The organism is Acinetobacter sp. VT 511 (assembly GCF_001077515.1).
In the GTDB taxonomy this organism is placed as follows: Bacteria; Pseudomonadota; Gammaproteobacteria; order Pseudomonadales; family Moraxellaceae; genus Acinetobacter; species Acinetobacter schindleri.
Genome location: NZ_LFRE01000117.1, coordinates 51740 through 73804, shown reverse-complemented (window position 1 = coordinate 73804; position 22065 = coordinate 51740). Strand labels below are relative to the sequence as shown.

Annotated in this window: 19 protein-coding genes; 4 read left to right on the top strand and 15 right to left on the bottom strand. The window is 41.9% G+C overall.

Features of this window, described 5'->3' with window-relative positions:
• Nucleotides 1-366 precede the first annotated feature (366 nt).
• The 3 genes from ACS72_RS16390 to ACS72_RS16380 all read right to left on the bottom strand — a co-directional run bounded on the left by ACS72_RS16390 (nt 367) and on the right by ACS72_RS16380 (nt 3043).
• Nucleotides 367-861: a flavin reductase gene (locus ACS72_RS16390; RefSeq protein ID WP_004809327.1), complete on the bottom strand. Its 495-nt coding sequence runs from the start codon at nt 859-861 to the stop codon at nt 367-369.
• A 97-nt stretch (nt 862-958) separates the two neighbouring features.
• Nucleotides 959-2002 carry a methionine synthase gene (locus ACS72_RS16385; protein ID WP_004809329.1) on the bottom strand — a complete coding sequence of 348 codons (1044 nt, stop codon included), beginning with the start codon at nt 2000-2002 and terminating at the stop codon, nt 959-961.
• 42 nt (nt 2003-2044) lie between these two features.
• Entirely contained in the window at nt 2045-3043 is a 999-nt protein-coding gene (locus ACS72_RS16380; RefSeq protein WP_048882747.1) for a putative oxygenase MesX, read from the bottom strand.
• Between the two features lie 242 nt (nt 3044-3285).
• Here ACS72_RS16380 and ACS72_RS16375 point away from each other — a divergent pair, with 242 nt between their 5' ends.
• Nucleotides 3286-3984, top strand: coding sequence for a DUF1826 domain-containing protein (locus ACS72_RS16375; RefSeq protein WP_048882746.1), 699 nt, complete (start codon nt 3286-3288; stop codon nt 3982-3984).
• Nucleotides 3985-4485: 501 nt separating this feature from the next.
• On the opposite strand, the gene ACS72_RS16370 is transcribed toward ACS72_RS16375, so the two are convergent.
• The 3 genes from ACS72_RS16370 to ACS72_RS16360 all read right to left on the bottom strand — a co-directional run bounded on the left by ACS72_RS16370 (nt 4486) and on the right by ACS72_RS16360 (nt 8584).
• Nucleotides 4486-5811 (bottom strand): sorbosone dehydrogenase family protein, encoded by a 1326-nt coding sequence (locus ACS72_RS16370; RefSeq protein WP_048882745.1) that lies wholly within the window; start codon nt 5809-5811, stop codon nt 4486-4488.
• Between the two features lie 187 nt (nt 5812-5998).
• Nucleotides 5999-7723, bottom strand: coding sequence for a bifunctional protein-serine/threonine kinase/phosphatase (locus ACS72_RS16365; RefSeq protein ID WP_048882744.1), 1725 nt, complete (start codon nt 7721-7723; stop codon nt 5999-6001).
• Between the two features lie 51 nt (nt 7724-7774).
• Entirely contained in the window at nt 7775-8584 is an 810-nt protein-coding gene (locus ACS72_RS16360) for a formate/nitrite transporter family protein (RefSeq protein WP_008303564.1), read from the bottom strand.
• 284 nt (nt 8585-8868) lie between these two features.
• On the opposite strand from ACS72_RS16360, the gene cynS reads away from it, so the two are divergent.
• Nucleotides 8869-9318 (top strand): cyanase, encoded by a 450-nt coding sequence (gene cynS / locus ACS72_RS16355; RefSeq protein WP_034592169.1) that lies wholly within the window; start codon nt 8869-8871, stop codon nt 9316-9318.
• 76 nt (nt 9319-9394) lie between these two features.
• On the opposite strand, the gene ACS72_RS16350 is transcribed toward cynS, so the two are convergent.
• The 8 genes from ACS72_RS16350 to ACS72_RS16315 all read right to left on the bottom strand — a co-directional run bounded on the left by ACS72_RS16350 (nt 9395) and on the right by ACS72_RS16315 (nt 18486).
• A complete protein-coding gene (locus ACS72_RS16350) occupies nt 9395-10078 on the bottom strand; it encodes a metallophosphoesterase (RefSeq protein WP_048882743.1) in 684 nt (227 codons plus the stop codon).
• 119 nt (nt 10079-10197) lie between these two features.
• Nucleotides 10198-11583, bottom strand: a complete 1386-nt coding sequence (locus ACS72_RS16345) for an amidohydrolase family protein (RefSeq protein ID WP_048882742.1) — start codon at nt 11581-11583, stop codon at nt 10198-10200.
• 32 nt (nt 11584-11615) lie between these two features.
• Complete coding sequence (locus ACS72_RS16340; RefSeq protein ID WP_004809345.1) at nt 11616-12536, bottom strand: ABC transporter permease; 921 nt, start codon at nt 12534-12536, stop codon at nt 11616-11618.
• 21 nt (nt 12537-12557) lie between these two features.
• Nucleotides 12558-13655, bottom strand: a complete 1098-nt coding sequence (locus ACS72_RS16335; protein WP_048882741.1) for an ABC transporter permease — start codon at nt 13653-13655, stop codon at nt 12558-12560.
• A gap of 41 nt (nt 13656-13696) precedes the next feature.
• Nucleotides 13697-15268 carry an ABC transporter ATP-binding protein gene (locus ACS72_RS16330; RefSeq protein ID WP_228156247.1) on the bottom strand — a complete coding sequence of 524 codons (1572 nt, stop codon included), beginning with the start codon at nt 15266-15268 and terminating at the stop codon, nt 13697-13699.
• 138 nt (nt 15269-15406) lie between these two features.
• Nucleotides 15407-16498, bottom strand: a complete 1092-nt coding sequence (locus ACS72_RS16325; RefSeq protein WP_048882739.1) for a BMP family ABC transporter substrate-binding protein — start codon at nt 16496-16498, stop codon at nt 15407-15409.
• A gap of 326 nt (nt 16499-16824) precedes the next feature.
• A complete protein-coding gene (locus ACS72_RS16320) occupies nt 16825-17310 on the bottom strand; it encodes a nucleoside deaminase (protein ID WP_048882738.1) in 486 nt (161 codons plus the stop codon).
• Between the two features lie 120 nt (nt 17311-17430).
• Nucleotides 17431-18486, bottom strand: coding sequence for an aromatic ring-hydroxylating dioxygenase subunit alpha (locus tag ACS72_RS16315; RefSeq protein ID WP_048882737.1), 1056 nt, complete (start codon nt 18484-18486; stop codon nt 17431-17433).
• A 268-nt stretch (nt 18487-18754) separates the two neighbouring features.
• Between ACS72_RS16315 and ACS72_RS16310 the strand changes: the two genes are divergently transcribed.
• Both ACS72_RS16310 and ACS72_RS16305 read left to right on the top strand, forming a co-directional pair.
• Nucleotides 18755-19684, top strand: a complete 930-nt coding sequence (locus ACS72_RS16310) for a LysR family transcriptional regulator (RefSeq protein ID WP_048882814.1) — start codon at nt 18755-18757, stop codon at nt 19682-19684.
• Between the two features lie 192 nt (nt 19685-19876).
• The gene (locus tag ACS72_RS16305; protein ID WP_048882736.1) at nt 19877-20929 is read left to right on the top strand and encodes a Rieske 2Fe-2S domain-containing protein; all 1053 of its coding nucleotides are present in this window, start codon (nt 19877-19879) and stop codon (nt 20927-20929) included.
• A gap of 109 nt (nt 20930-21038) precedes the next feature.
• On the opposite strand, the gene ACS72_RS16300 is transcribed toward ACS72_RS16305, so the two are convergent.
• Nucleotides 21039-21956 (bottom strand): LysR family transcriptional regulator, encoded by a 918-nt coding sequence (locus ACS72_RS16300; RefSeq protein WP_048882813.1) that lies wholly within the window; start codon nt 21954-21956, stop codon nt 21039-21041.
• Nucleotides 21957-22065 lie beyond the last annotated feature (109 nt).

The window sequence follows — 22065 nt, the reverse complement described above, 5'->3', positions numbered from 1 at the left end:
TATTAAAACAACAGGATAAAAGAGCTTTTAGTAGATAAAGGCGTACTGATTCAAGATTACGATAAAATAGACATTTTAAAATCTAGTAGTAAAAGAAACTAAAAAAATTAAGTTCCTATTCTGAATGAAACTGAATCTTGTACCCTTTTAGCTAAAAAAGTGTGCAGCAGACTTTAGGTAGACGTCAGTTAAATATGTAATTCCAATATTGATGTTCATCAAAGTTAATTTTGAAATTTTCCGAAGAAATTGAAGCTAAAAAATCAAATTGCTAAACTTTGATTAGCCTAATTTTTATGAACCAGGCTGAGGATTCTGGTCTCGATTACACACTTTAAAAGAATTCAATATTAAAATAATGAACATTTACGCAGTTTCTAGTTGACCGACCTGATGATACGCACGGTTGAAATACACCAGACTCTCCTCCTGCTGACTTTGTCTAATCGCGATGACTCGACATAAGAAAATACTGTGTGTTCCCACTTTTTGAATTTCTTCAATCTGGCAATCAAAACTCACCAAAGCATCTTCTAAAATTGGAGCACCTGTCTTAAGAGTTGTCCACTCGCCTATCTTAAATCGCTCTTCTGAGCTGAATTTACTAGATGCAAATGCATTTGAGATGTATTCATGCTGCGTGCTGAGTACATTTACTGCCAGCACGTTATTTCTCATAAAATGTGCATGCGAGCGAGAAGATTGATTCATACACACCAGCAATGTCGGCGGTGTATCCGTCACACTACAAACGGCAGATGCGGTAAAGCCATGTGTTCCTGCTATACCTTCGGTCGTAATCACATTTACAGCCGTGGTTAATAAGGACATTGCATTTCTAAAGTCAGTTGCTTCAATCATCTCTTTTGTCTCAAATGTATATGTAACCTGCCTTTACTCAAAGTCAGGCAAATAATTTATGGATCATTTACCCTCCTCTGGTGAAGACCATTTCCTGCTAAGCGCCCAGCTCTTGACGAACAATCGCAGCCCCTGCACTTAGTGCTTCGAGTTTGCCCCGAGCCACTTGACGAGACAACGGTGTCATCCCACAGTTGGTTGATGGATACAGTTTGTCTGCATCCACAAATTGCAATGCTTTACGCAGTGTATTGGCAACTTCTTCAGGCGTTTCGATTTGATTGGTTGCAACATCAATCGCACCGACCATGACTTTTTTACCCCGAATCAGCTCAATCAGCTCCATCGGCACACGTGAGTTTTGACACTCAAGCGATACAATATCAATTTTTGATTGTTGCAGTTTAGGGAAGGCTGCTTCGTACTGACGCCATTCATTACCGAGGGTCTTTTTCCAATCGGTATTGGCTTTAATGCCATAACCATAGCAAATGTGTACCGCAGTTTCACATTTCAGACCTTCAAGCGCACGCTCTAAAGTCGCGACGCCCCAATCATTCACTTCATCAAAAAACACATTAAATGCTGGCTCATCAAACTGAATGATATCGACCCCTGCTGCCTCTAATTCAAGTGCTTCCTGGTTCAGAATTTTGGCAAATTCCCATGCTAGTTTTTCACGGCTCTTGTAGTGACCATCATACAAAGTATCAATCATGGTCATTGGACCAGGCAGTGCCCATTTGATCGGCTGCGTGGTTTGGCTACGCAAAAATTTTGCATCATCCACGAACACTGCTTTTTTACGGGAAACTTCACCAACTACTGAAGGTACGCTGGCATCATAACGGTTACGGATACGCATGGTTTCACGTTTCTCAAAATCCACCCCTTCAAGATGCTCAATAAACGTGGTCACAAAGTGCTGACGGGTCTGTTCACCATCACTGACAATATCAATGCCAGCATGAACTTGTTCATGCAAAGACAGTTTTAAGGCATCACGTTTCGCTTCTAGTAATTCTGCACCTTCGAGTTTCCAAGCTGACCAGAGCTTTTCAGGTTCTGCCAGCCAGGACGGTTTTGGCAAGCTGCCTGCTGTAGAGGTCGGGAGTAACTTTTCAGGTTGTAAAAGTGCCATGTCTAATCTTCTTTCTCTAAATTCGTTTATATATGTGATCTATCAGGCAGCGTTGTCTTGCTGAGCCGTTGCTACTTTAAAATTGGCAGCCCACTCATCCAGAATGTCTTTATACGGCTTAATGAAGTTTTCCTCGGTCCATTTACCCTGTTTGACTGCCAATTCACCCCGTTCAACACGGTCATAGACAATGCGGGTCAATGAATAATCGCCATAGCTCAAGCTAGGCTGATACACCACCCCTGCAGGTGAATTGGTATTATAAATTTCAGGACGATAGATTTTCTGGAAGCTTTCCATGGTGCTGATCGCACTGATCAGTTCAAAATCGGTGTAATCATGCAGCAAGTCACCAGCAAAGTAGAATGCCAACGGCGCATTGCCATTTTCAGGTTTAAAGTAGCGAACACTTAAGCCCATTTTTTTAAAATATTCATCGGTACGTGAGTAGTCATCATTGGTGTATTCTACGCCTAGAACAGGATGCACATTGGCACTGCGGTAGTAGGTTTTCGTAGTGGAAACACTCAGACAAATCACAGGCTGTTTATTAAATTCAGCTTTAAAGACTGCTGAATTCACAAGATGCTGGTACAGCTTGCCGTGCAGGTCACCAAAGTCTTCAGGTTTTTCATTGGCCTTACAGCGGAGTGATGGCAATACCACACTGAAGTCATAATCACGTACATAAGATGAAAAGCTATTCCCGATCATACCTTCAATGCGTTCATTGGTATGATGGTCAATAACGGTACTTTTCAAGGTTTCAATAAATGGAAAGGTTTGACCATTTCCCTCAATATCAATTTCAGCAGAGATGATGTCAATTTCTAGTGAATAACGATCGCCTTTAGGGTTATCGGCCGTTGCCAAGCTATTAAAACGGTTATTAATCATCGCAAGTGTACGACGAAGATTCTCCTGACGGCTTTCACCACGTGCCAGATTGGCAAAGTTGGTGGTTAAACGTGTATTGTTTGCTGGTTCGTAGTTCTCATCAAAACGAATACGTTTAATTGAACATTGGAATGCTGTACTCATGGAGATATGCCACCTAAATTTTTATAAAAAAAGCAAATTGCTGTATGGCTGTATTTAAGCGCGAATCCAAACATGAGTAAAACGATATAAATTCAGTAAAAGATGAGTTAAATTCATCTTACCGAGTGGACTGTACAAATTAGGGAAATTAAGATTCTAGTTTATGTTGCCGATCATTATTCATTTCTAAACATCAAAGTGTATTATTGAGCACGATTTATAAGTAGCGACTTCATTCTGAAATGACCAATACCTTTTCTGGCAATCCTCAAGTTCGAGTGGTTTCAACTTTTTCTGAACTTGTATATTCGGATTTTTTTGGCGAAGCGAATGCCATCTGCTGGTCTAGAAATTTGTGTGGTGATTTTAAAGAAATCGTTGCTAAACTTGATTTAAAAGGAAATATGACTGAAGTTTCTGTTAAAGATCTTTTGGCGCTTCAGCTTTCTGAACAGGGTCAGGTGGCTAGAGAAATCATATTAAAAGATATGCAGCTATTGACTGACTACGGCGTTTCTCCTTCCCTGAATTTGCTAAAATGCTATGAACGGGATGATGAGTTTGATTTTATTTCGACCGATGTCTATTCCTATCATGTGGATCGCTCCCCTATCGAAACGGATACATTTTTATGCACCTATCACGGTGCTGCAAGTGAGATTTTGCCCAATGACCAGGTTGAGCAAAAAATCTTGATTCCTGAAATCAGGGAACAACTCAAGCAGTTACATGACGGACCAGAAACTGAGTTTGAGGCGTTTCTGGAAGAATATTTCTTCGATCTGCATTATCGGGCTAAAGCTGATGTAAAGCCTGTCAATTTAGGCACGGGAAATCTCTGGCGACTCGCTGTTGATCATCCAGCACAGCAAGTTTTACCCTGTGTGCATAGAGCTCCTGTTGAAAATGATGGAGAATATAGATTGCTATTAATTTGTTAAATTGGCTTCTTAGAAGAGCTCAATTATGGTCATTGGGTCAAGCAATGATACCTAAAGGGTATATAACGTATTAATTATTTTTTAATAAAAATCATTAAGATACTTTGGTTTAAGTGCATTAAAAATGAATATATTTACAAGAATTTTCATATAATGTTTTATTTTGTATAAAGGTGTTATTTTTTGTAGGAAATTGCTTACACAAATTAGAGTAATTACCCTATTTTCTATCATTAAAATTTTTGACATTATATTTCACATAAAGAGTCAGCAAGGAAAGCTGATAATAATCGCATTATAACGATAATAAAGTCGCCAAGACAGCGAACTTACCGGGATAGTAAGTGATAAAAGAAGAGACTACAGCCGCTAAGCCTTATAGTTTTGGGAGAGACTATAAGGCTTTTATTTTTCTGAATATTTTCCCAAGTAAAACTATAGCATACTGGTATTTAAGTTTTTGAATATAAACATCAATATTTCTATCCCTTTTCTTGCTGATTAACGGACCTGTTCATCTGGTGACACACGCCAAATCGTATCTCCTACATCATCAGCAACCAATATTGCGCCTGATAAATCTACTGTTACACCCACTGGCCTTCCTAGTGCCTCTCCATTTTTGCTTAAAAAGCCTGTCAGGACATCTTGTGGGGTACCGGAAGGCTGACCATTACTAAATGGTACAAAAATTACTTTATAGCCACTATGTGGTTTCCTGTTCCAAGAACCATGCTGACCAATTAGTGCACCGCCGCGATATTGAGGCATTAACTCAGCTTTATAAAAACTCAAACCTAATGATGCCGTGTGGTTGCCTAATGCATAATCCGGTTTAATCGCCCGTGCTACCAGTCCGGGATTTTGTGGTTTTACCCGTGTATCTACATGTTGACCATAATAACTATAAGGCCAGCCATAAAAAGCGCCGTCTTTCACTGAGGTCATATAGTCAGGTACCAAATCATTCCCGATTTCATCCCGCTCATTGACTACCGTCCATAATGCTCCACTTTGAGGCTGCCAATCCATACCATTAGGATTACGTAAGCCAGTTGCAAATGGACGTGCCTTAGAACTGGCCATATCAAATTCCATGATCAGAGCTCGTCCTTTTTCTTGGTCTAGGCCATTTTCAGCTACATTACTGTTGGAGCCAACTGTAATGTAGAGTTTGGTTCCTTCAGGATTGGCAATCACGTTTTTGGTCCAATGATGGTTTAAGGGACCTGCCGGTAAAGCCAATACTTTGCGACCACTTTCTTTGATTTGAGTGATACCTGGCTGATAAGGAAAACCTACTAAAGCATCTGTATTCGCTACATATAGTGTATTTCCAACTAGGGTCATGCCAAATGGTGAGTTTAAATTCTGCAAAAATACTGTTTTCTGATCAGCAACGCCGTCATGGTTATTATCACGAAGTAGACTAATACGATTAGGACTTGGATGAGAAGATCCCGCCCTTTTCATGACCACTTTCATGATTTTACCCTTAATCCCCTGACTATCTTCAGGCTTGGGCGGCGCATCGGTTTCCGCCACCAATACATCTCCATTCGGCAGAACATAGAGCCAACGTGGATGCTGAAGACCTTTGGCAAATGCCTGCACTTTTAATCCCGCAGCCGGTGTAGGCATGGTATTTACCGGCCAACCTTTGGCTGGTGCGATATTAACGACAGGGAACAAACTGGATTTGGGTTCAGGCAGCTGAGGTTGAGAACCATAACTGTCTGTAATCGGAGACTTGGATGACGATGTACATCCAGCGAATGCCAATATCATGGCAGTACTCAGGATAGACGATAAAATTTGAGTAGACATTTTGGTTCCCTGCTTTTTTGTTGTTATCTGCTTATCTTAGAAGTCTGTTCAAATGACAACTATAGGGTTCTTGTTTTATCTGGTTGTTGATTGATTGCTGTGCTTTTGACATTTAACCTTATGGTCTAGTTTGAATAAAAACTTATCTATATCCCTCTAATTTTAAGCATGGTTTGATCCTGTCTTTTCAAATAAATGGCCATGCAATACTCAGTAAAAATAATAGCCCTAATACGGCGCAACTCATTTGCCAAAAACGTAAAGGATCACGTTCAATGATTGCTGGTGGTTTAGAGTTTAATAATTCTTTGGAAGGATGCGTTAGATTATGAATGAGTTCAGACAAAGCCTCAAAACGATGTGTCGGTTCAATACTCAGCGCTTGGCCTAAAATTTTATCTAACCATATAGGTAAATCAGGCCGATATTTCCTGATGGAATGATATTGAACTTTTTTAAGCTGCTTTAAACTGTTACAGCGAGCTAAATCTGTGCCATAAGGTAATTGTTTGGTGAGTAAATAATAGGCCATGACCGCCAAAGAAAATTGGTCTGAATGTACAGATGGCGAATGATCAATAAAATACTCCGGTGCCATAAATGCCAAGGTTCCGAGTGCTCGATTCGCATTTTTAGGATTAATTTCGACTAGACCTCTTACTGCTGTTGAACCATAATCAATCAGTTTAATTTTCATGGCACTTTCTGTATTTAAAACCATGATGTTTTTTGGCCGTATATCCTGATGCAGCATCTCCAGCCGATGCATTGCATTTAAAGCCAAGGCCGTTTGTTGCAAAATTGGTAAAATATCATCGAGCTTTAAAGGCTTTTCCTGGCGATGCAGCCATTGAGCCAAGGTTTCACCCTGCAAATATTCATAACATTGGAATAAATATTTTTTCTCTGTGTTATGTGGATAACAGTGCATCAGGTTGTCATGTTTCAGACGTTTCGATACCCAATCTTCGAGTTGAAACTGCTCTACGGCATTCTTATCTTGCTGTAAATCTACCCCCAAAGTTTTTATGACCAAAGGCTGCTGTTGAGTATCGTGTGCCAAATACAGGCAACTGCGATGATTTTGGTGCAAAATTTTATCAATCACATAGCCTTCAAAAACTTCACCTTTACTGAGCTGTTGTGGAAATACATAATTCTGCTGAATATGAAACTGATTCAGTTCAGGTAACTGTTCTACACGGATCACCTGGAGACTTAAGTTATCATCACTGCCCTGTTCTAAGGCTTTTTCAACGAATGCTTTGGCAAGTTGATTTAAATCCCCATCTATTAAAGTTAAATCTAACAATTGTTGATCTGTGACAAATTCATAGACCCCATCGGTCATCAGTAAAAAAATATCTTTTTCTTTGAGCTCAATATTTCGGTAATCAATTTCAATACGATAATCCGCACCTAAGGCTCGACTAAGATAATGCTCTCTGGAAGATAACCAGACACGATGATCATGGGTTAGTAATTCAATTTCATGATCGCGAATGCGGTAAATACGACTATCACCAACATGAAAAATATGGGCTTGTTGCTGTTTTAAAATCAGTGCAGATAAGGTACAAACATAACCTCGATCTTTATCAAAACGTCCTTGACTTTGTTGAGTCTGTGCATAAAGCCATGAATTGGTTGCGCGGATTACTCGTTCTGCTGAAGTCTGTGTGCTCCAGGCATCTGAAGTAGAATAATAATCAGATAAAAAACTGCCAACGGCGGTTTCTGCTGCAAGATGACTGACATTACTGCTACCGATTCCATCCGCTATAACACAGGCAATACCTTTCTGTTTCAGCACATGTCCTTCGGGCAGATATACTCCATGGAAATCCTGGTTCTGTTGTTTAATTCCGGCAGTAGAATATTGCCCAATACTGACTTTTAATGTTTTTTTCATGCTGAAAGCTCAAAAAGGGATCTATATGATCCCTTTATAAAATGGTGAATATTAAAATTCTTTTTTAACACCAGTACGGACATGGGTGGTATAAAGTGCCAGACCTGTTAATGCCAAACCACCCACCAGATTACCTAAAGCAACTGGCAGTTCATTCCATAGGAAATAGTCAGCAATCGAGAAGTCACCGCCCATCATCATGGCAAATGGGAACAGGAACATGTTCACGACAGAGTGCTCAAAGCCCATGGCAAAGAACAGCATAATTGGCATCCACATGGCAATAAATTTGCCACTCACGGTAGTAGACATCATCGCACCAATGACACCTAATGACACCATCCAGTTACACAGCATGCCACGGATAAAAATAGTCATCCAGCCGGCGAATCCGTATTCGGCATAACCTAATGTCCGCTCCTCGCCAATATGCGCAATTTTCACGCCGACAGGGTTTGGATCTGCTGCAAAACCCATGGTATAAACCGCTGCCATGAGCACCGCAACAACCAAACAACCTGTAAAGTTCCCTACAAACACCAAGCCCCAGTTTTTTAGAATACGTCCCCATGTCACCCCTGGGCGTTTATCTAGCCATGCCAACGGCGTAAGTACAAATACCCCAGTTAAAAGGTCATAGCCTAATAAATACAACATACAAAAACCAACTGGAAACAGGAGCGCACCAATCAGTGGTGATCCTGTTTGCACGGCTATGGTAATGGCAAATACCGCTGCCAGTGCCAAAATCGCACCTGCCATAAAGGCACGAATCAATACATCACGGGTTGCCATATGTAATTTGGATTCACCCGCATCTACCACTTTTTTTGCAAACTCTGCAGGAGCAAGATATGCCATGTCATCGTCCTCATTTTTAATATCTGGACCTGTTTTTAAACAAAAAGACGCCTAAGGTCTTTGAAACCTTAGGCGTCATTGCCTTAAATATCAGAACAGGTAATTTTGTTATGGCGCCATTGCCATGCTTGTTATAAATGAAGCAAAAGCTGTGCCATAAATTATTTAAAAATCATTCAATTTTTTACACTCTATTTAAAACTAATTTGGTCCTCTAGTTGGCATGAGAACTGCATTAATGAAAATTCATATAAATGTATTTCAAAAATAATCTGGAGATTTTTATGATTACCCATCGTCAACAAGTAACTGACATGATCATTTCAGCGAAAGTTTTAAAATCAATTAAATGGGCAGATGTCGCCAAGGAAATTGGTCTTTCTAAAGAATGGGTAACGGCTGCCTGCCTAGGACAAATGGCATTTAATAAACAGCAGGCAGAGAAAGTTGGTCAGATTTTTGAGCTTAGTGATGAGGCAGTGGCATGGCTGCAAATTGTACCTTACAAAGGCTCTTTGCCAACCAGTGTTCCTACTGATCCTTTAATTTACCGCTGGTATGAAGTTGTAAATGTATATGGTTCGACGATTAAAGAGCTGATCCATGAAGAATTTGGTGATGGCATTATGAGCGCAATTGACTTCAGCATGGATATTCAGCGTGAGGAAAATCCAAACGGTGACCGGGTAAATGTCGTATTGTCTGGCAAGTTTTTACCTTATAAAACCTATTAAATCGTTTAATCAAGCCATCATATTGATGGCTTTTCATTTTTTCGTAAGGAGATCTTTTATACTACCGCCCTTATCCTCATTTAATTTTGACGATACACAGCTGCTGCGTATAAGAGGAACCGACATCAATATAGTGACAGTTATCAATCTGGGTATGTCTTTGCACAATGGTATGTCCTAAATAGATCTCATCAATGTTTTTAACGGTTCCATAGCACTTGGAATGATGCCGGATACGGCCTCTCCCCCATAACGCATTGGTATAAGCTGAAGTTAAACCCGGAATTTTTCGTTCACCTTTGGCAATGTTTGTCTTAAACTGATTCCAGTCATGGATATCAATATCCGCATGCAAAATGCCAATCTTTTTATCTTCAAGTTGAATTTCAATGACCAATGGAAGCTGAGAGAAGATTGCGCTGAGTTCATCCTGTTTTTCGGTGGACAACAGATAGAACCATTCGCCACCATTTCGTGCATGCATATCCTGAATCCATACATCCTCACGCCCTTTGATGCACATTTCTTCGTGATTGCCGCGGACGCTCAAGAACCATGGCTGATCTAATAAAGAAATACATTCCAGATTTTCACTGCCTCGATCCACCAGATCACCGGTACATATCAGCAAGTCTTGCTCAAAATTAAACCGGATTTTTTCCAATTCTTGCATCAGAAGGCGATAGCAACCATGCAGATCTCCGACCACATAAATGGCAGCATAATCTGCTCCTCGAATATTTCTGCTTAGCGTCGTCATGATATGTGGAATCTTTGAAATCACTAAAATAGGACAATGCGACCAGGATAGGTATACAGGTTTAAATTTGGGTTACTGGTTTATACAGCCTGCAATATAGCTCATTGCTAAGATCGTATTTATTCAGTTTCCTCAGCTGAATTTCGATTTAATTCATTGATGGCTTTACCTTTGTGTGCCATCCATGCATCACGTCGTTTAAAGAGTAAAGGTGTAACCCGATTGACTTCATCGATTAAACTTTGTAGATGTGCATTCAGCAATTGCCCACCTTCAGTGACAATTTTACCGCCAACCATGGTCATAATGACATCCTGTCCCTGAACAGCATGTACAAGATTAGTATATAAATTAAATAACCGGCCTTCATCCACCAACGGCGTCATACGTGGGGTAGCGATATCTACAACAATAATGTCAGCTAGTTTCCCCACTTGCAGGCTACCAATCTGATCCTGCATGCCCAATGCCTTTGCACCTAAGCAGGTTGCCATCTGGCAAACAGACCACGCATCTAGGGCTGCTGCATCCAAAGAAGAAAACTTGGCCAATAAAGAAGCCGTCTTCATTTCCTCAAACATATCCAGATTGTTATTTTCTTTTTCTCCATCTGTGCCTAAACCGACAGCAATCCCCTGTTTGAGCATATCCAGTACAGGCGCAGCACCTGAGGCCAGTTTCATGTTTGAAACTGGATTATGGGCAACTCCAACATTGTGTTCTTTCAAAATTCGAATTTCATTAGAATCTGCCCACACACAATGTGCAAGTAAGGTATGTGGCATATCTAAAAGACCCAGCTGTTCCAGTGTCTGGATTGGACGTACACGATGACGGCGCAAGTTTTCCTGGACATCAAACTGGCTTTCATTGCTATGGGTGTGAAAACCGGTCTGATAATCCTGGCATAAGCTTTGAATACGTTTGAGTGCATGAGGTTCAGCATAAAACAGATGTTCTAAGCCCACCCAGACCTGAATTTGGCCATGACTTTGCTGATGCCAACGATCAATCAGGGCTTCATTCGTTTTTAAGGTTTCAAAATAGTCATGGTCAGGGTGCTCGGCGACATAAGGTACCAAGATAGCACGGATACCAAGCTGTTGTGCGGCTTCTGCACTACCATCCATGTAGCGCCACATATCGACAATGGTCGTGGTACCGGATAATAACGCTTCTGCATAACACAAGTACGAGGCAGCCTTGGCATCTTCAGGTTGAAGCACACGATGCATGGGATCAATAAACTGTTCCAGCCAATCCCATACTGGCAGTCCTTCAGCAGTGCCTCTTAATAGTCCGGAATGACAGTGCGTATTGATTAAGCCTGGCATTAATAGGGCTTCAGGATAATCACGTACGATGACATTGGGATACTTTTGGATAAGTTCGGTCTTGGTTCCTATGGCCTTGATTCGGTCTCCCTCAATCAATATCGCCCCATTTTTGATGCATTCATTTTGACTATTCATGGTCAGCACATAGGCTGCTGCTAAAATTTTCATTTTGTTCTATATCATCTTTTTAATTGATAGGTTTAAGGCACAAACGTTTTGCCTAATGACGCTGGCAGATTCATCTTCAAAAGTTTCTTGTCTCGGGAAATCACGACTAGTACTACAATCGTCGCCAGATAAGGCAGAGCTGCTAAAAACTCATTGGGTACTTTGATTCCCAATGCCTGCGCATGAAACTGCAGAATGGTCACACCACCGAACAGATAAGCACCCAACATCAGTCGGGATGGTTTCCAGACAGCAAAGACCACCAGAGCAATTGCAATCCAGCCCCGACCTGCGACCATATTTTCAATCCACATTGGGGTATATACAGTGGATAAGAATGCTCCCCCAATACCTGCCATCAAGCCGCCAAACAGGACGGCGCCGTAGCGAATAGCCAGTACGTGGTAACCCATGGCATGTGCACTTTCAGGTGACTCTCCTACTGCTTTTAACAGCAAGCCCAGACGGGTTTTTGCCAATACAAACCACACAGCAAAAAATGCCAGTATGGACAGATAGACCACATAGTTTTGCTGAAACAGGATTGGACCAATGAAGGGAATATCTGCCAGTACAGGTATATTCCAGCTACTTAAACCCGGTAAAGCCATGCTGACATAGTTCTGACCTAAAAATGCAGAAATACCCAGCCCAAAAATAGTTAAAGCCAAACCACAGGCCGACTGATTGGTACTAAGTGATAAGGTGAAGAAAGCAAAGATCAATGCCATCAGCATACCTGCCAGCCCACCGATCAATAAGGCACTAAATACACTGGCTTCATATTGGGCAGCAAAGGCAAAACCGGCAATAGCACCGACCAGCATCATGCCTTCTACGCCTAAATTAATTACCCCAGTACGTTGTGACACCAACTCACCTAAACCAGCAAAGATTAGAGGCGTTGCTGCGGCGATTGTACCGGCCAGAATTGCGGTCATTTCTATAGCCATATTGTTCTTCCTCCGGTCTTGTTAAGCATTTGCCGAAACAGGTTCAGCTGCAGGCACTACACGTTTTTTGGCAAAGCGGTAACGGTTTTCAATCAAGGCATCCGATCCCAACAGGAAAAACAGCAGCAAGCCTTGGAATATCCCGGTAATCGCAACCGGAAGCTGTAATTGCATTTGTGCCATTTCCCCACCGAGATAAATCAATGCCATTAATGATCCGGAAAGTACGATACCAATCGGATTCAGACGACCCAGATAAGCGACAATAATTGCAGCATAGCCATAACCCGGTGACAGGCTCGGATTCAGCTGGCCGATTGGGCCTGCTACTTCACATATCCCGGCAATCCCCGCCATCATTCCGGAAATCACCAGACTCAGCCAGATCGCTTTGGAAGATGAGAAACCAGCATATTTAGCAGCTAGAGGAGCCTGTCCGCTGACTTCCAGTTTAAAAGCAGTCATACTTTTACGCATAAAGAGCCAGAACAGAAGCACAGCCACAGCGATGATAAAGATTGAAGCATTAACCCGTGTTCCTTCCAGAATCATTGGTAAGGTTGCACTTTCACTAAACATGACAGTTTGCGGAAAATTCATACCCTCTGAATCACGCCAAGGACCATTAACCAGATAGAGCAATACAAACAGTGCGACATAGTTCATCATCAAGGTGGTCAGGGTTTCCTCGGCATTAAAATGGGTTTTCAGTAATGCAGGAATTGCGCCCCATAAGGCACCGCCAATTGCACCCATAAAAATCATAAGAGGTAAAATCCACCAACCTGCCTGTTCATGGAACAGCAGTGCGATACCACCGCCAAAAATGGCACCCATGATCAGCTGACCTTCGGCACCGATATTGAACAGTTTGGCACGAAACCCAACAGCTAAACCGAGAGCAATCAGAATCAAAGGACCTGCTTTAACGGCCAACTCGCTCCAGCCATAAGAGGTCATCAGCGGTTCAACAAAAAACACATACATGGCCTGTGCAGGACTAATCCCCAGCATTAAAAATAAAATACTGCCAACGACCAGCATGGCTGCCAGGGCAATGACTGGTGACAGCCATTTCATCAGTTGTGACGGATGTTCACGTGGTTCGAGTAAATGCATGTGCTCATCCTCCCCAGATCATTTGTTGTTTAAATAAAGTCTTAAGCATGCGCGTGTTGCTCCTCTGCCGTCGTCGAGGTCGCTTCATGGCGTTGAATGCCAGACATGAGTAAGCCAATACTTTCTGCATTGGTTTGTTGGGTTGGAATTGGATTCGACAACTCGCCATTGGCGAGTACACAAATGCGATCGCTCATCTCAAACAGTTCTTCGAGTTCTTCAGAAATCACCAGAATACCGACCCCTTGACGTGACAGATCGATCAGCGTCTGGCGGATAAACATGGAAGCGCCTACATCTACGCCCCATGTGGGCTGAGCCACGATCAGGAATTTTGGATTCTGCATAATTTCACGGCCGACAATAAATTTTTGCAAATTCCCACCCGATAAAGAACGGGCTTCTGCGTTCGCACCACTGGCCTTAACCCCAAATTTTTTGATAATTTTTTCAGCAAAAGTCTGGATATCTGAGAATTTAATCAAGCCCCAACGGGTGAATTTCTGACGATAGGCGGTCAATAGCGCATTTTGAGCCAATGTCATATTGGGGACGGCACCACGACCTAAACGTTCTTCCGGTACAAACCCAAGTCCCACATTACGCCGCTGGCCAGCAGTTAATGCAGTAATCTCCTGTTGTTCCAGATAAAGCCTGCCAGTTTTGGTCAGCGCTTCGCCGGACAGTAAAGACAGCAGTTCAGCCTGTCCATTTCCGGAAATACCAGCAATACCGACAATTTCACCTGCCTGAACGCTAAGATTGATATTTTGTAAGGACACACCAAAAGGATCATCAGACTGATAGCCAAGATTTTCAACCTGAAAACAGGTTTCTGGTATGCCCTGATATTCTGCACGTATATAAGTGGGTAAATCACGGCCAATCATCAGGCGGGCCAAATCACTGGTCGATTTTTCTCGTGGATCGACGTTTCCGGTGACTTTTCCATTACGCAAAATCGTGGCTTCATCACAGAGTTCTTTAATTTCATGCAGTTTATGACTGATATATAAAATAGAAACTCCCTGAGATGCCAGCATGCGCAGAGTTTTAAATAACTGCCGTACCGCTTGGGGTGTCAAAACTGAAGTCGGTTCATCCAGGATAATCAGCGCTGGATGTTGTAACAGGCAACGAATAATTTCTACACGCTGCCGCTCACCTACCGATAAGGAATGAACTTCCCTTCGCGGATCGACAGGTAAACCATACTGTTCAGAAACGGCAATAATTTTCTTGCTCAGGTTCGGTAAATCTACTTTTTCATCCAGTCCCAATAGAATATTTTCAGCAACAGTCAGGGTTTCAAACAGGGAAAAATGCTGATAGACCATGCCGATCCCGAGTTTTCTTGCCATTGAAGGACTGTCTATTCGGACTTCTTTACCATTCCACAGAATTTGTCCCTGATTGGCTTTGACTGCACCATAGATAATTTTCATCAGGGTGCTTTTCCCAGCACCATTTTCACCCAAGATGGCGTGGATCTGTCCAGGGTATACAGTCAAATGAATCTGGTCATTTGCCTTGAGTGAGTTGTAGCTTTTACAGATATTGACTAGCTCCAGTCGCGGAATATCCTTGCCTGAACCTGTATTCATCTTGGGCATAGGTGTAGACAGATCATGTGTTGGATTCATCATAAGTGCCCTGATTTATGCGGCTGGTTGATTCATCTGCCTTTTGCTAAAGGCCAGATGAATCATGAGCCTGTGTTTAGAATGATGTGATGGCTGTTATTTTGTTTTTTATTTCGGAAGTGAACCTTCTACACCTTTTACGTAGTAGTTCATTTTGCTCAGGGTGGCATCATCCAGTGTTTTACCTTTAGCAATGACGATTGAACCATCCTGTTTATAGAGCGGGCCAGTAAATGGGTGCAAGGTACCTTTCAGGATCGCATCTCGAACAGCAAGTGCTTTCTTTTTCTCACCTGCGGTTACCATTGGTCCGAAGCTCTCAATATCGACTGCTTTCTGTTTTACCCCATACCACAGTGCACTTGGCTTCCATGTTTTATTGCTGACCTGAGTCATCACTGGGGTGTAGATTTTTTCCCAATGGAGTACAGAAGCCGCCAGATGGGCTTTAGGACCGAATTTGCTCATATCCGAGTCCCAGCCAAAGGCATAGACCCCTTTCTGTTCAGCTGCCTGAACGACTGCCGGAGAATCAGTATTTTGCATCAACACATCGGCACCTTGAGCAATCAATGCCAATGCAGCATCCCGTTCCTTGCCCGGGTTAAACCATGAATTGACCCAGATCACTTTGGTTTTCACTTTTGGATTCACGCTTTGTGCACCCAGAGTATAAGCATTGATGTTGCGCACCACTTCAGGAATCGGGAATGATGCCACGACACCTAAAACATTGTTTTTGGTTTTCTGTCCAGCAACTACACCGAGCATATAGGCACCCTCATAGGTACGAACGTCATATACGCCCAGGTTTTTGCCCTGCTTATAACCAGTGGCGTGCATAAATACCGTATTCGGGAACTGCTTGGAAACTTTCTCCATGGCATTCATATAGCCAAATGAGGTGGCAAAAACGACTTTATTCCCCTGCTGCGCCAGGTTACGGATAACACGCTCTGCGTCGGCAGTTTCTGGAACATTTTCGATATAGGAGGTTTTATATTTGCCGGCCAGCGCCTTTTCAGTCTTGATCCGGCCCTGATCATGTGAATAGGTCCAGCCATGGTCACTGGTTGGGCCAATATATACAAATGCTGCTTTATCCTGTGCTTGAGTCATTGATGCCGCCATCAGGCCACCCGCACACAGCATCCCCATCAGTGTTTTGAATCCGGTTTTAAAGGTCTTTTTTTCTTTCATTCTCTTCCGCTCTTTTTGTACTTGTGCCCCATGCACACTAATCAATAACTTTACTCAGATGAGTAAAATCGGTTCTTTTTATAATTAGCAATAACTATTCCAACTTAATTAAAAAATGATTTATTTAATTTATTTCTTTTAAAATAAAAGTATTTTTTTAATATTTTAATTTTTATTAATAAATAATTTTTTTAATATTAAATAAAATGAATTAAATAAGTGCATTTAATACAATTAAATGCTATTAAGATGTGCATTTATATTTAAAATAATTTATGTAAAATAAAAAATCCCATTTTTAAAATGGGATTTTCTTCTAAAAAGGCTTATCTGCTTTGCCAGAATTGCTGTTGTAAACTGACCGTTTCAGCTTCAATCTCAGGTACTGGTCCAATCAAGTCAATGTCCTTTTGTCCATGGCTAAAGATATAGTGTGAGCTGACACTCATCGTTGGGTTTTCCTGATGATTACCGGTACATTCAAGTAAATGTCCTTCCGAAATACCATAAACTACACGGCCTATATTGGCCCAATAGATGGTTCCAGCACACATACAGCAAGGTTCTACTGCCGTATAAAGCGTACATTGCCATAAATAATCTGCTGGATAATTGGTCGCAGCAATACGGGCTAATGTTGATTCTGCATGATTGACCGTATCAATATTACATTGGGTGAGCAGCACCGTTTCATGATCTGGCGCCACCAGTACTGCTCCAAAAGGATGATGTCCCAGCTGGGTAGCACGCCGTCCCACGTCATTGGAAAGTCTTAAAAACTTTAATATCTGCTGATGATTTGGACAGCTCATTTATTTATACCAGAATAAATTTTAAATGATTGAATATTTAAATAGATTCTTTGCATTTTAAGAAAGTGTAATTTATTTAAATATAGTCCCCGCTTATTAAATAAAATCTACTGGTTTATTTTAAACAATATAACGTTTACTTAATCCCCATTCTGCCAATATACGTCGATAAGTTGTTGACGAGCGGTCTGCTTCAAAATGTGCTTCCATGGAAATATCCAGTGGCAGCTCTTCCGGTTTTTGACTTTCTACCAGTTCCTGGTCTTCAGCAAAGATCTGTGCGTTAAAATCATAAACTGCCTGTAAATCGCCAGTGGTATCAAAATTTCGGGTTAATGGTACAAAGAGTCTGGTTTGGTTGTGTGACACTGGACAGCAGGCATTCAGGATTTTAAGAATGCCTTCATTTGGAAAATGTACAGTTAATATGGCGGAAAATGGTGGATAGACATCAAACACGCGTTTCCATAAAAAGCCTTCAGGTGCCAGATGCTGCATGCCATGAGGATAATTGCTGACATTACTGACATATTCAGTATGCAGACCATAAGACGTACGTTCGGTATTGTATTTCGGCACCACCGGATTATCGCGATCGGCAAAAGCATTGTGATGCACCCAGGCAAAATGCGCTACATCAATAAAGCCTTCTAACTGACGACCACTCGAACCGGCAATATCCACAAATGGCGGTAAAATAGATTGATGTTCTGCGGTATCCCAGGTATCTAGTACCGGGAAATTGGCAGCAATTTCATTCCGGCTAAACAGGCTGGTCCAGATCAGACCGTATTTTTCTACGACTGGAAATTTTGTGAGCGAGAAACGGTCTGAGATTTTAGTCAACTCGGGTTGCGCTGGGATTTTGATACATTTTCCCTGTTCGTTGTATTGCAGACCATGATAGGGACAGACAATATTTCCCCCAGAAACCCAGCCCTTGCTCAGTGGTACACCACGATGCGGACAGATATCGCGTACCAGATGAATGACGCCGCTTTCAGTTTTATAAATTGCCAGTTTGACATCCAGCAAAGTGACTTGCTGTGGCTTTTCGTTCACGTCCTGAATACGTGCAACCGGATACCAATGATGCGCCAGAATTTCCCAATCCTGATCATCAAACTGGCTGTAGCATGGCTTGCTAAATACATTGATCATTGGAATAGCGTTCATATCAAACCTTTTTTCTGCAAAATCCTGAATATTTTTAATCCCCTGAAACGTGGCTTGTGCTGGCTAGCGTTCCAGTTATTTACAATTGAAATTACTCGTTTTTTTACTTTTTCGTCTATTAGAATGTTTCGTATAAATCATTCTAAAAATTAGAACAGTACCTTGTAATACTTGCTTGGCTTGGACCTTAGCTTCCTGCTTTGGCATAAAACTCGCATAAAGCTTTTATTGAATTTTAAGTACAGGTGAAACAGGCTTGCGTAAATTGATAAATACCCCGTTTTCGCGCTTTTCTGATTACTTTATTGCAGTGGCGAAAAGTGGCAGTTTACGTAAGGCTGCAGATCAGTTATTTATTTCGGTATCTGCAGTTCACCGGCAGATCGCCCTGGCTGAAGAAGAGCTAGGTATTGACCTGTTTGAACGTTTGCCAAACGGACTGAAGTTAACTTTAGCGGGTGAAATGCTATATGCCGATATTCTAAAATGGCAAAAGGAGTTTCAGCAGACCTGTATTCGCTTTGATGAAATTCAGGGACTCAAACGTGGCAGTATCGAATTTGGATTAATTTCTGCCTTGAGCGAAGGCTTTGTAATGCAGTCACTACAGCATATGTATGCGCAGTATCCTTGGATCAATTTCAATATACGGGTGGCAGACAGTGAAGTGATTGCCCGAAAAATTATCGATACCGAACTGGATTTCGGGCTGATTCTTAATCCCAAAGCCCATCATCAGCTGGAAGTACTGCATTTTCTGGAATTGCCTTTGGGCTTTGTCATGTCCAAACAGCATCCCCTAGCTGAGGCTGAACGAATCTATTTTTCAGATACCTTGGATGACAATCATTTTATCGCAGCAGAGCCGCTGATCATTCATGACTATGTACAGGCCATGTACAAACATCACAAATTCATTCCGGCACGCAAAACGGAATCCAATGATATCCGCCTGATGAACAGCATGATCAAGGCCAATACCGGTATTGGCATCTTGAGTTATCTGGATGTCTTCCCGGAACTGCAACGCGATGAACTGATCTTTAAACTGATTACGGAAAAAGGTGTACGTCCTTTGACCATTGCCCTTTGCGTGGCGCCAAAACGTCAGATTTCACGAGCCTCCCAGCTAATGATCAAGCATATTATTGAACAGATGGAACAGCTAAAAAGTCAGATTTCTCAGCCAGCAGCCTAATAAATGATTTGTGAGGTCTACCTTTTCCATAAAGACGCGTTAATTCTCAAAATATGCTCACATATAAAAGAGAATGATCTTCAAATGGTAAAGAGTGTTCTAATTTTCTCAATACCTCATACGGATTTCTCTAATTTCAGTGAATAGGCTGTTGATCTATATTCAATCGAATAACACCGATTTGAGCCAATCATGAATAGTAAAACCATCCTCACGCATCAGCCTGACTTACCTGTTCATATGACATTTTCAGAACATGACTGGCACCTGTTAGCGCAATACTGGTATCCGGTAGCCTTGGCACGCGAAGTCTCTGAACAGCCAATCGGGACCATGTTGCTGGATATGCCCTTGGTAATTTATAAAATGAAGAATGAAATTATTGTGGCGCGAGATACCTGTCCACACCGAGGGGTGGCTTTAAGTCTGGGAAAAAATGATGGACAAGGTGTGGTTTGTCCTTATCACGGTCTACGCTTTGGATCAGGTGGAAAATGTAATCGTATCCCGGCCCATCCGCAGCAAAAAATCTCTGAGCGTTTCAATCTAAAAACCTATGCCGCCGTAGAAAAATATGGTCTGATCTGGTGCTCACTGCTGGCAGATAAACAGGCTGAGGCAAATATTCCGCAAATGCCTTACTGGGATGAAGCAGATTACCAGCAACTGGTTTGCCCGAAAGTTGATATTCAGTGTTTTGCCGGTCGGCAGCTAGAAGGTTTCATTGATGTCGCACATTTTGCATGGGTGCATCCAGATACTTTTGGCGATCCGGATAATTCAGAAGTACCCGATTATCAAACCTATGAAACCGATTATGGTTTTGCTGCTGACTATATCAGTACCGTTGGACGCTATCCGATCGGGCTGGATCAGCGCGGTGCAAAAGACTTTAAATGGCTACGCCATTTTGAAATCAGTGTACCCTTTACCGCGACCTTGACCATTCATTTTCCCAATGATGCCAAACAGGTCATTATGAATGCAGCTTCGCCTATGACAGCACGTACTACGCGGCTGTTTGCACCCATCTGCCGGAATTATGACAAAGACCTGCCAGTTGAAGATGCCTATGACTTTAACCTGAAAATTTTTGAAGAAGACCGGTTAATCGTCGAAAACCAGAAACCTGAATATCTGCCTTTAGACTTGTCTTTAGAAGCACATTTCCCGGCAGATCGCAGTTCTAGCATGTACCGGAAATTGCTGCGTAAGCATGGATTCAGTCCTTTATTTGCAGCTTGAGTTGAAATGAAAGGCTCTGATTTTGGCGGGATTATTTTCAAGCTTTCAGTTTGAACAGTGGATCAGAGTCTTTCTTGCATTACCTATGTTTAAAAAATAATAACAAGCGTTAATCATAATATGCCTCTCTTTTCTTGGAGAACCGTTCTAACTGCTTCAGGAACCCTTCAAAATAATCTTTCTGTTTTTCTTCAGTGCGATAGCCTGCAAATAAAGTACGGCGTAATCCTTCAGGTGCGACGCAATCCAGACGGCGGGAGCTTACCCAGCCTTTCTGTTCATATTCATTCACCACCCAGTCCGGTAATGCTGCAATTCCGCGTCCACTTGCCACCAGCTGAATCAACATCTGGGTTAAATCAGTCGTCCGGATCTGTTTTGGCAAGATATTGGCTGGAATAAACAGGCGTGACATGATGTCTAGGCGATGTTTATCCACCGGGTAAGTCACCAGTGTTTCTTCTGCCAGTTGCTGTACGCTAATCTCTTTGGCACGTACCAGTGGATGAGTATTGGAAAGTACCAAACGTGATTCATATTCAAAAATCGGAAAATACTCTATCCCTTTTAATGCGATCGGATCGGTGGTAATCAGCAAGTCAAACTCACCAGTTTGTAAAAGCTCATGCGGATTGGCTTCAAAGCCTGAAGCAAAGTCTAAATCTACATCTGGATATTGGATGCGATACTGATTGAGTAAAGGCATCAGCCAGTCAAAGCAGCTATGACATTCAGAGGAGAAAATAATACGTCCCGTCTGTCCATGGACAATACGAGTAATATCACTTTGGGCAATCTGTACCTGAGGCAATATTTCATCTGCCAGTTTAAGTAATCGCTGTCCAACATTGGAAAAGCTCACAGGCCGACTACGGCGATTTACGACTTCTACGCCAAACCATTGATCAATTTCACGCAATTGATGAGATAAGGCTGAAGGTGTAAGACACAAATCTCCTGCAGCGGCGACCAATGAACCATGTTCTCGTAAAGCAACTAAAGTTTTTAAATGACGAAGTTCTAACATGTCTTCCTGCAGAATTTTCATAAAGCAATTTCAATATGCTGATCATAAAGCATAAAATTTTTATCTGTTAGTTTTTTTCAGTTTTAAATAATAATAATGATATTTATTC

Excerpts from the sequence above, each read along its gene's own strand:
- ACS72_RS16325 (WP_048882739.1), bottom strand. The coding sequence starts at position 16,498 with ATGAAAGAAAAAAAGACCTTTAAAACCGGATTCAAAACACTGATGGGG.
- ACS72_RS16380 (WP_048882747.1), bottom strand. The coding sequence starts at position 3,043 with ATGAGTACAGCATTCCAATGTTCAATTAAACGTATTCGTTTTGATGAG.
- ACS72_RS16360 (WP_008303564.1), bottom strand. The coding sequence starts at position 8,584 with ATGGCATATCTTGCTCCTGCAGAGTTTGCAAAAAAAGTGGTAGATGCG.
- ACS72_RS16370 (WP_048882745.1), bottom strand. The coding sequence starts at position 5,811 with ATGTCTACTCAAATTTTATCGTCTATCCTGAGTACTGCCATGATATTG.
- ACS72_RS16390 (WP_004809327.1), bottom strand. The coding sequence starts at position 861 with ATGATTGAAGCAACTGACTTTAGAAATGCAATGTCCTTATTAACCACG.
- ACS72_RS16335 (WP_048882741.1), bottom strand. The coding sequence starts at position 13,655 with ATGCATTTACTCGAACCACGTGAACATCCGTCACAACTGATGAAATGG.
- ACS72_RS16320 (WP_048882738.1), bottom strand. The coding sequence starts at position 17,310 with ATGAGCTGTCCAAATCATCAGCAGATATTAAAGTTTTTAAGACTTTCC.
- ACS72_RS16385 (WP_004809329.1), bottom strand. The coding sequence starts at position 2,002 with ATGGCACTTTTACAACCTGAAAAGTTACTCCCGACCTCTACAGCAGGC.
- ACS72_RS16365 (WP_048882744.1), bottom strand. The coding sequence starts at position 7,723 with ATGAAAAAAACATTAAAAGTCAGTATTGGGCAATATTCTACTGCCGGA.
- ACS72_RS16330 (WP_228156247.1), bottom strand. The coding sequence starts at position 15,268 with ATGCCCAAGATGAATACAGGTTCAGGCAAGGATATTCCGCGACTGGAG.
- ACS72_RS16315 (WP_048882737.1), bottom strand. The coding sequence starts at position 18,486 with ATGAACGCTATTCCAATGATCAATGTATTTAGCAAGCCATGCTACAGC.
- ACS72_RS16340 (WP_004809345.1), bottom strand. The coding sequence starts at position 12,536 with ATGGCTATAGAAATGACCGCAATTCTGGCCGGTACAATCGCCGCAGCA.
- ACS72_RS16345 (WP_048882742.1), bottom strand. The coding sequence starts at position 11,583 with ATGAAAATTTTAGCAGCAGCCTATGTGCTGACCATGAATAGTCAAAAT.
- ACS72_RS16375 (WP_048882746.1), top strand. The coding sequence starts at position 3,286 with ATGACCAATACCTTTTCTGGCAATCCTCAAGTTCGAGTGGTTTCAACT.
- ACS72_RS16350 (WP_048882743.1), bottom strand. The coding sequence starts at position 10,078 with ATGACGACGCTAAGCAGAAATATTCGAGGAGCAGATTATGCTGCCATT.
- cynS (WP_034592169.1), top strand. The coding sequence starts at position 8,869 with ATGATTACCCATCGTCAACAAGTAACTGACATGATCATTTCAGCGAAA.
- ACS72_RS16305 (WP_048882736.1), top strand. The coding sequence starts at position 19,877 with ATGAATAGTAAAACCATCCTCACGCATCAGCCTGACTTACCTGTTCAT.
- ACS72_RS16300 (WP_048882813.1), bottom strand. The coding sequence starts at position 21,956 with ATGTTAGAACTTCGTCATTTAAAAACTTTAGTTGCTTTACGAGAACAT.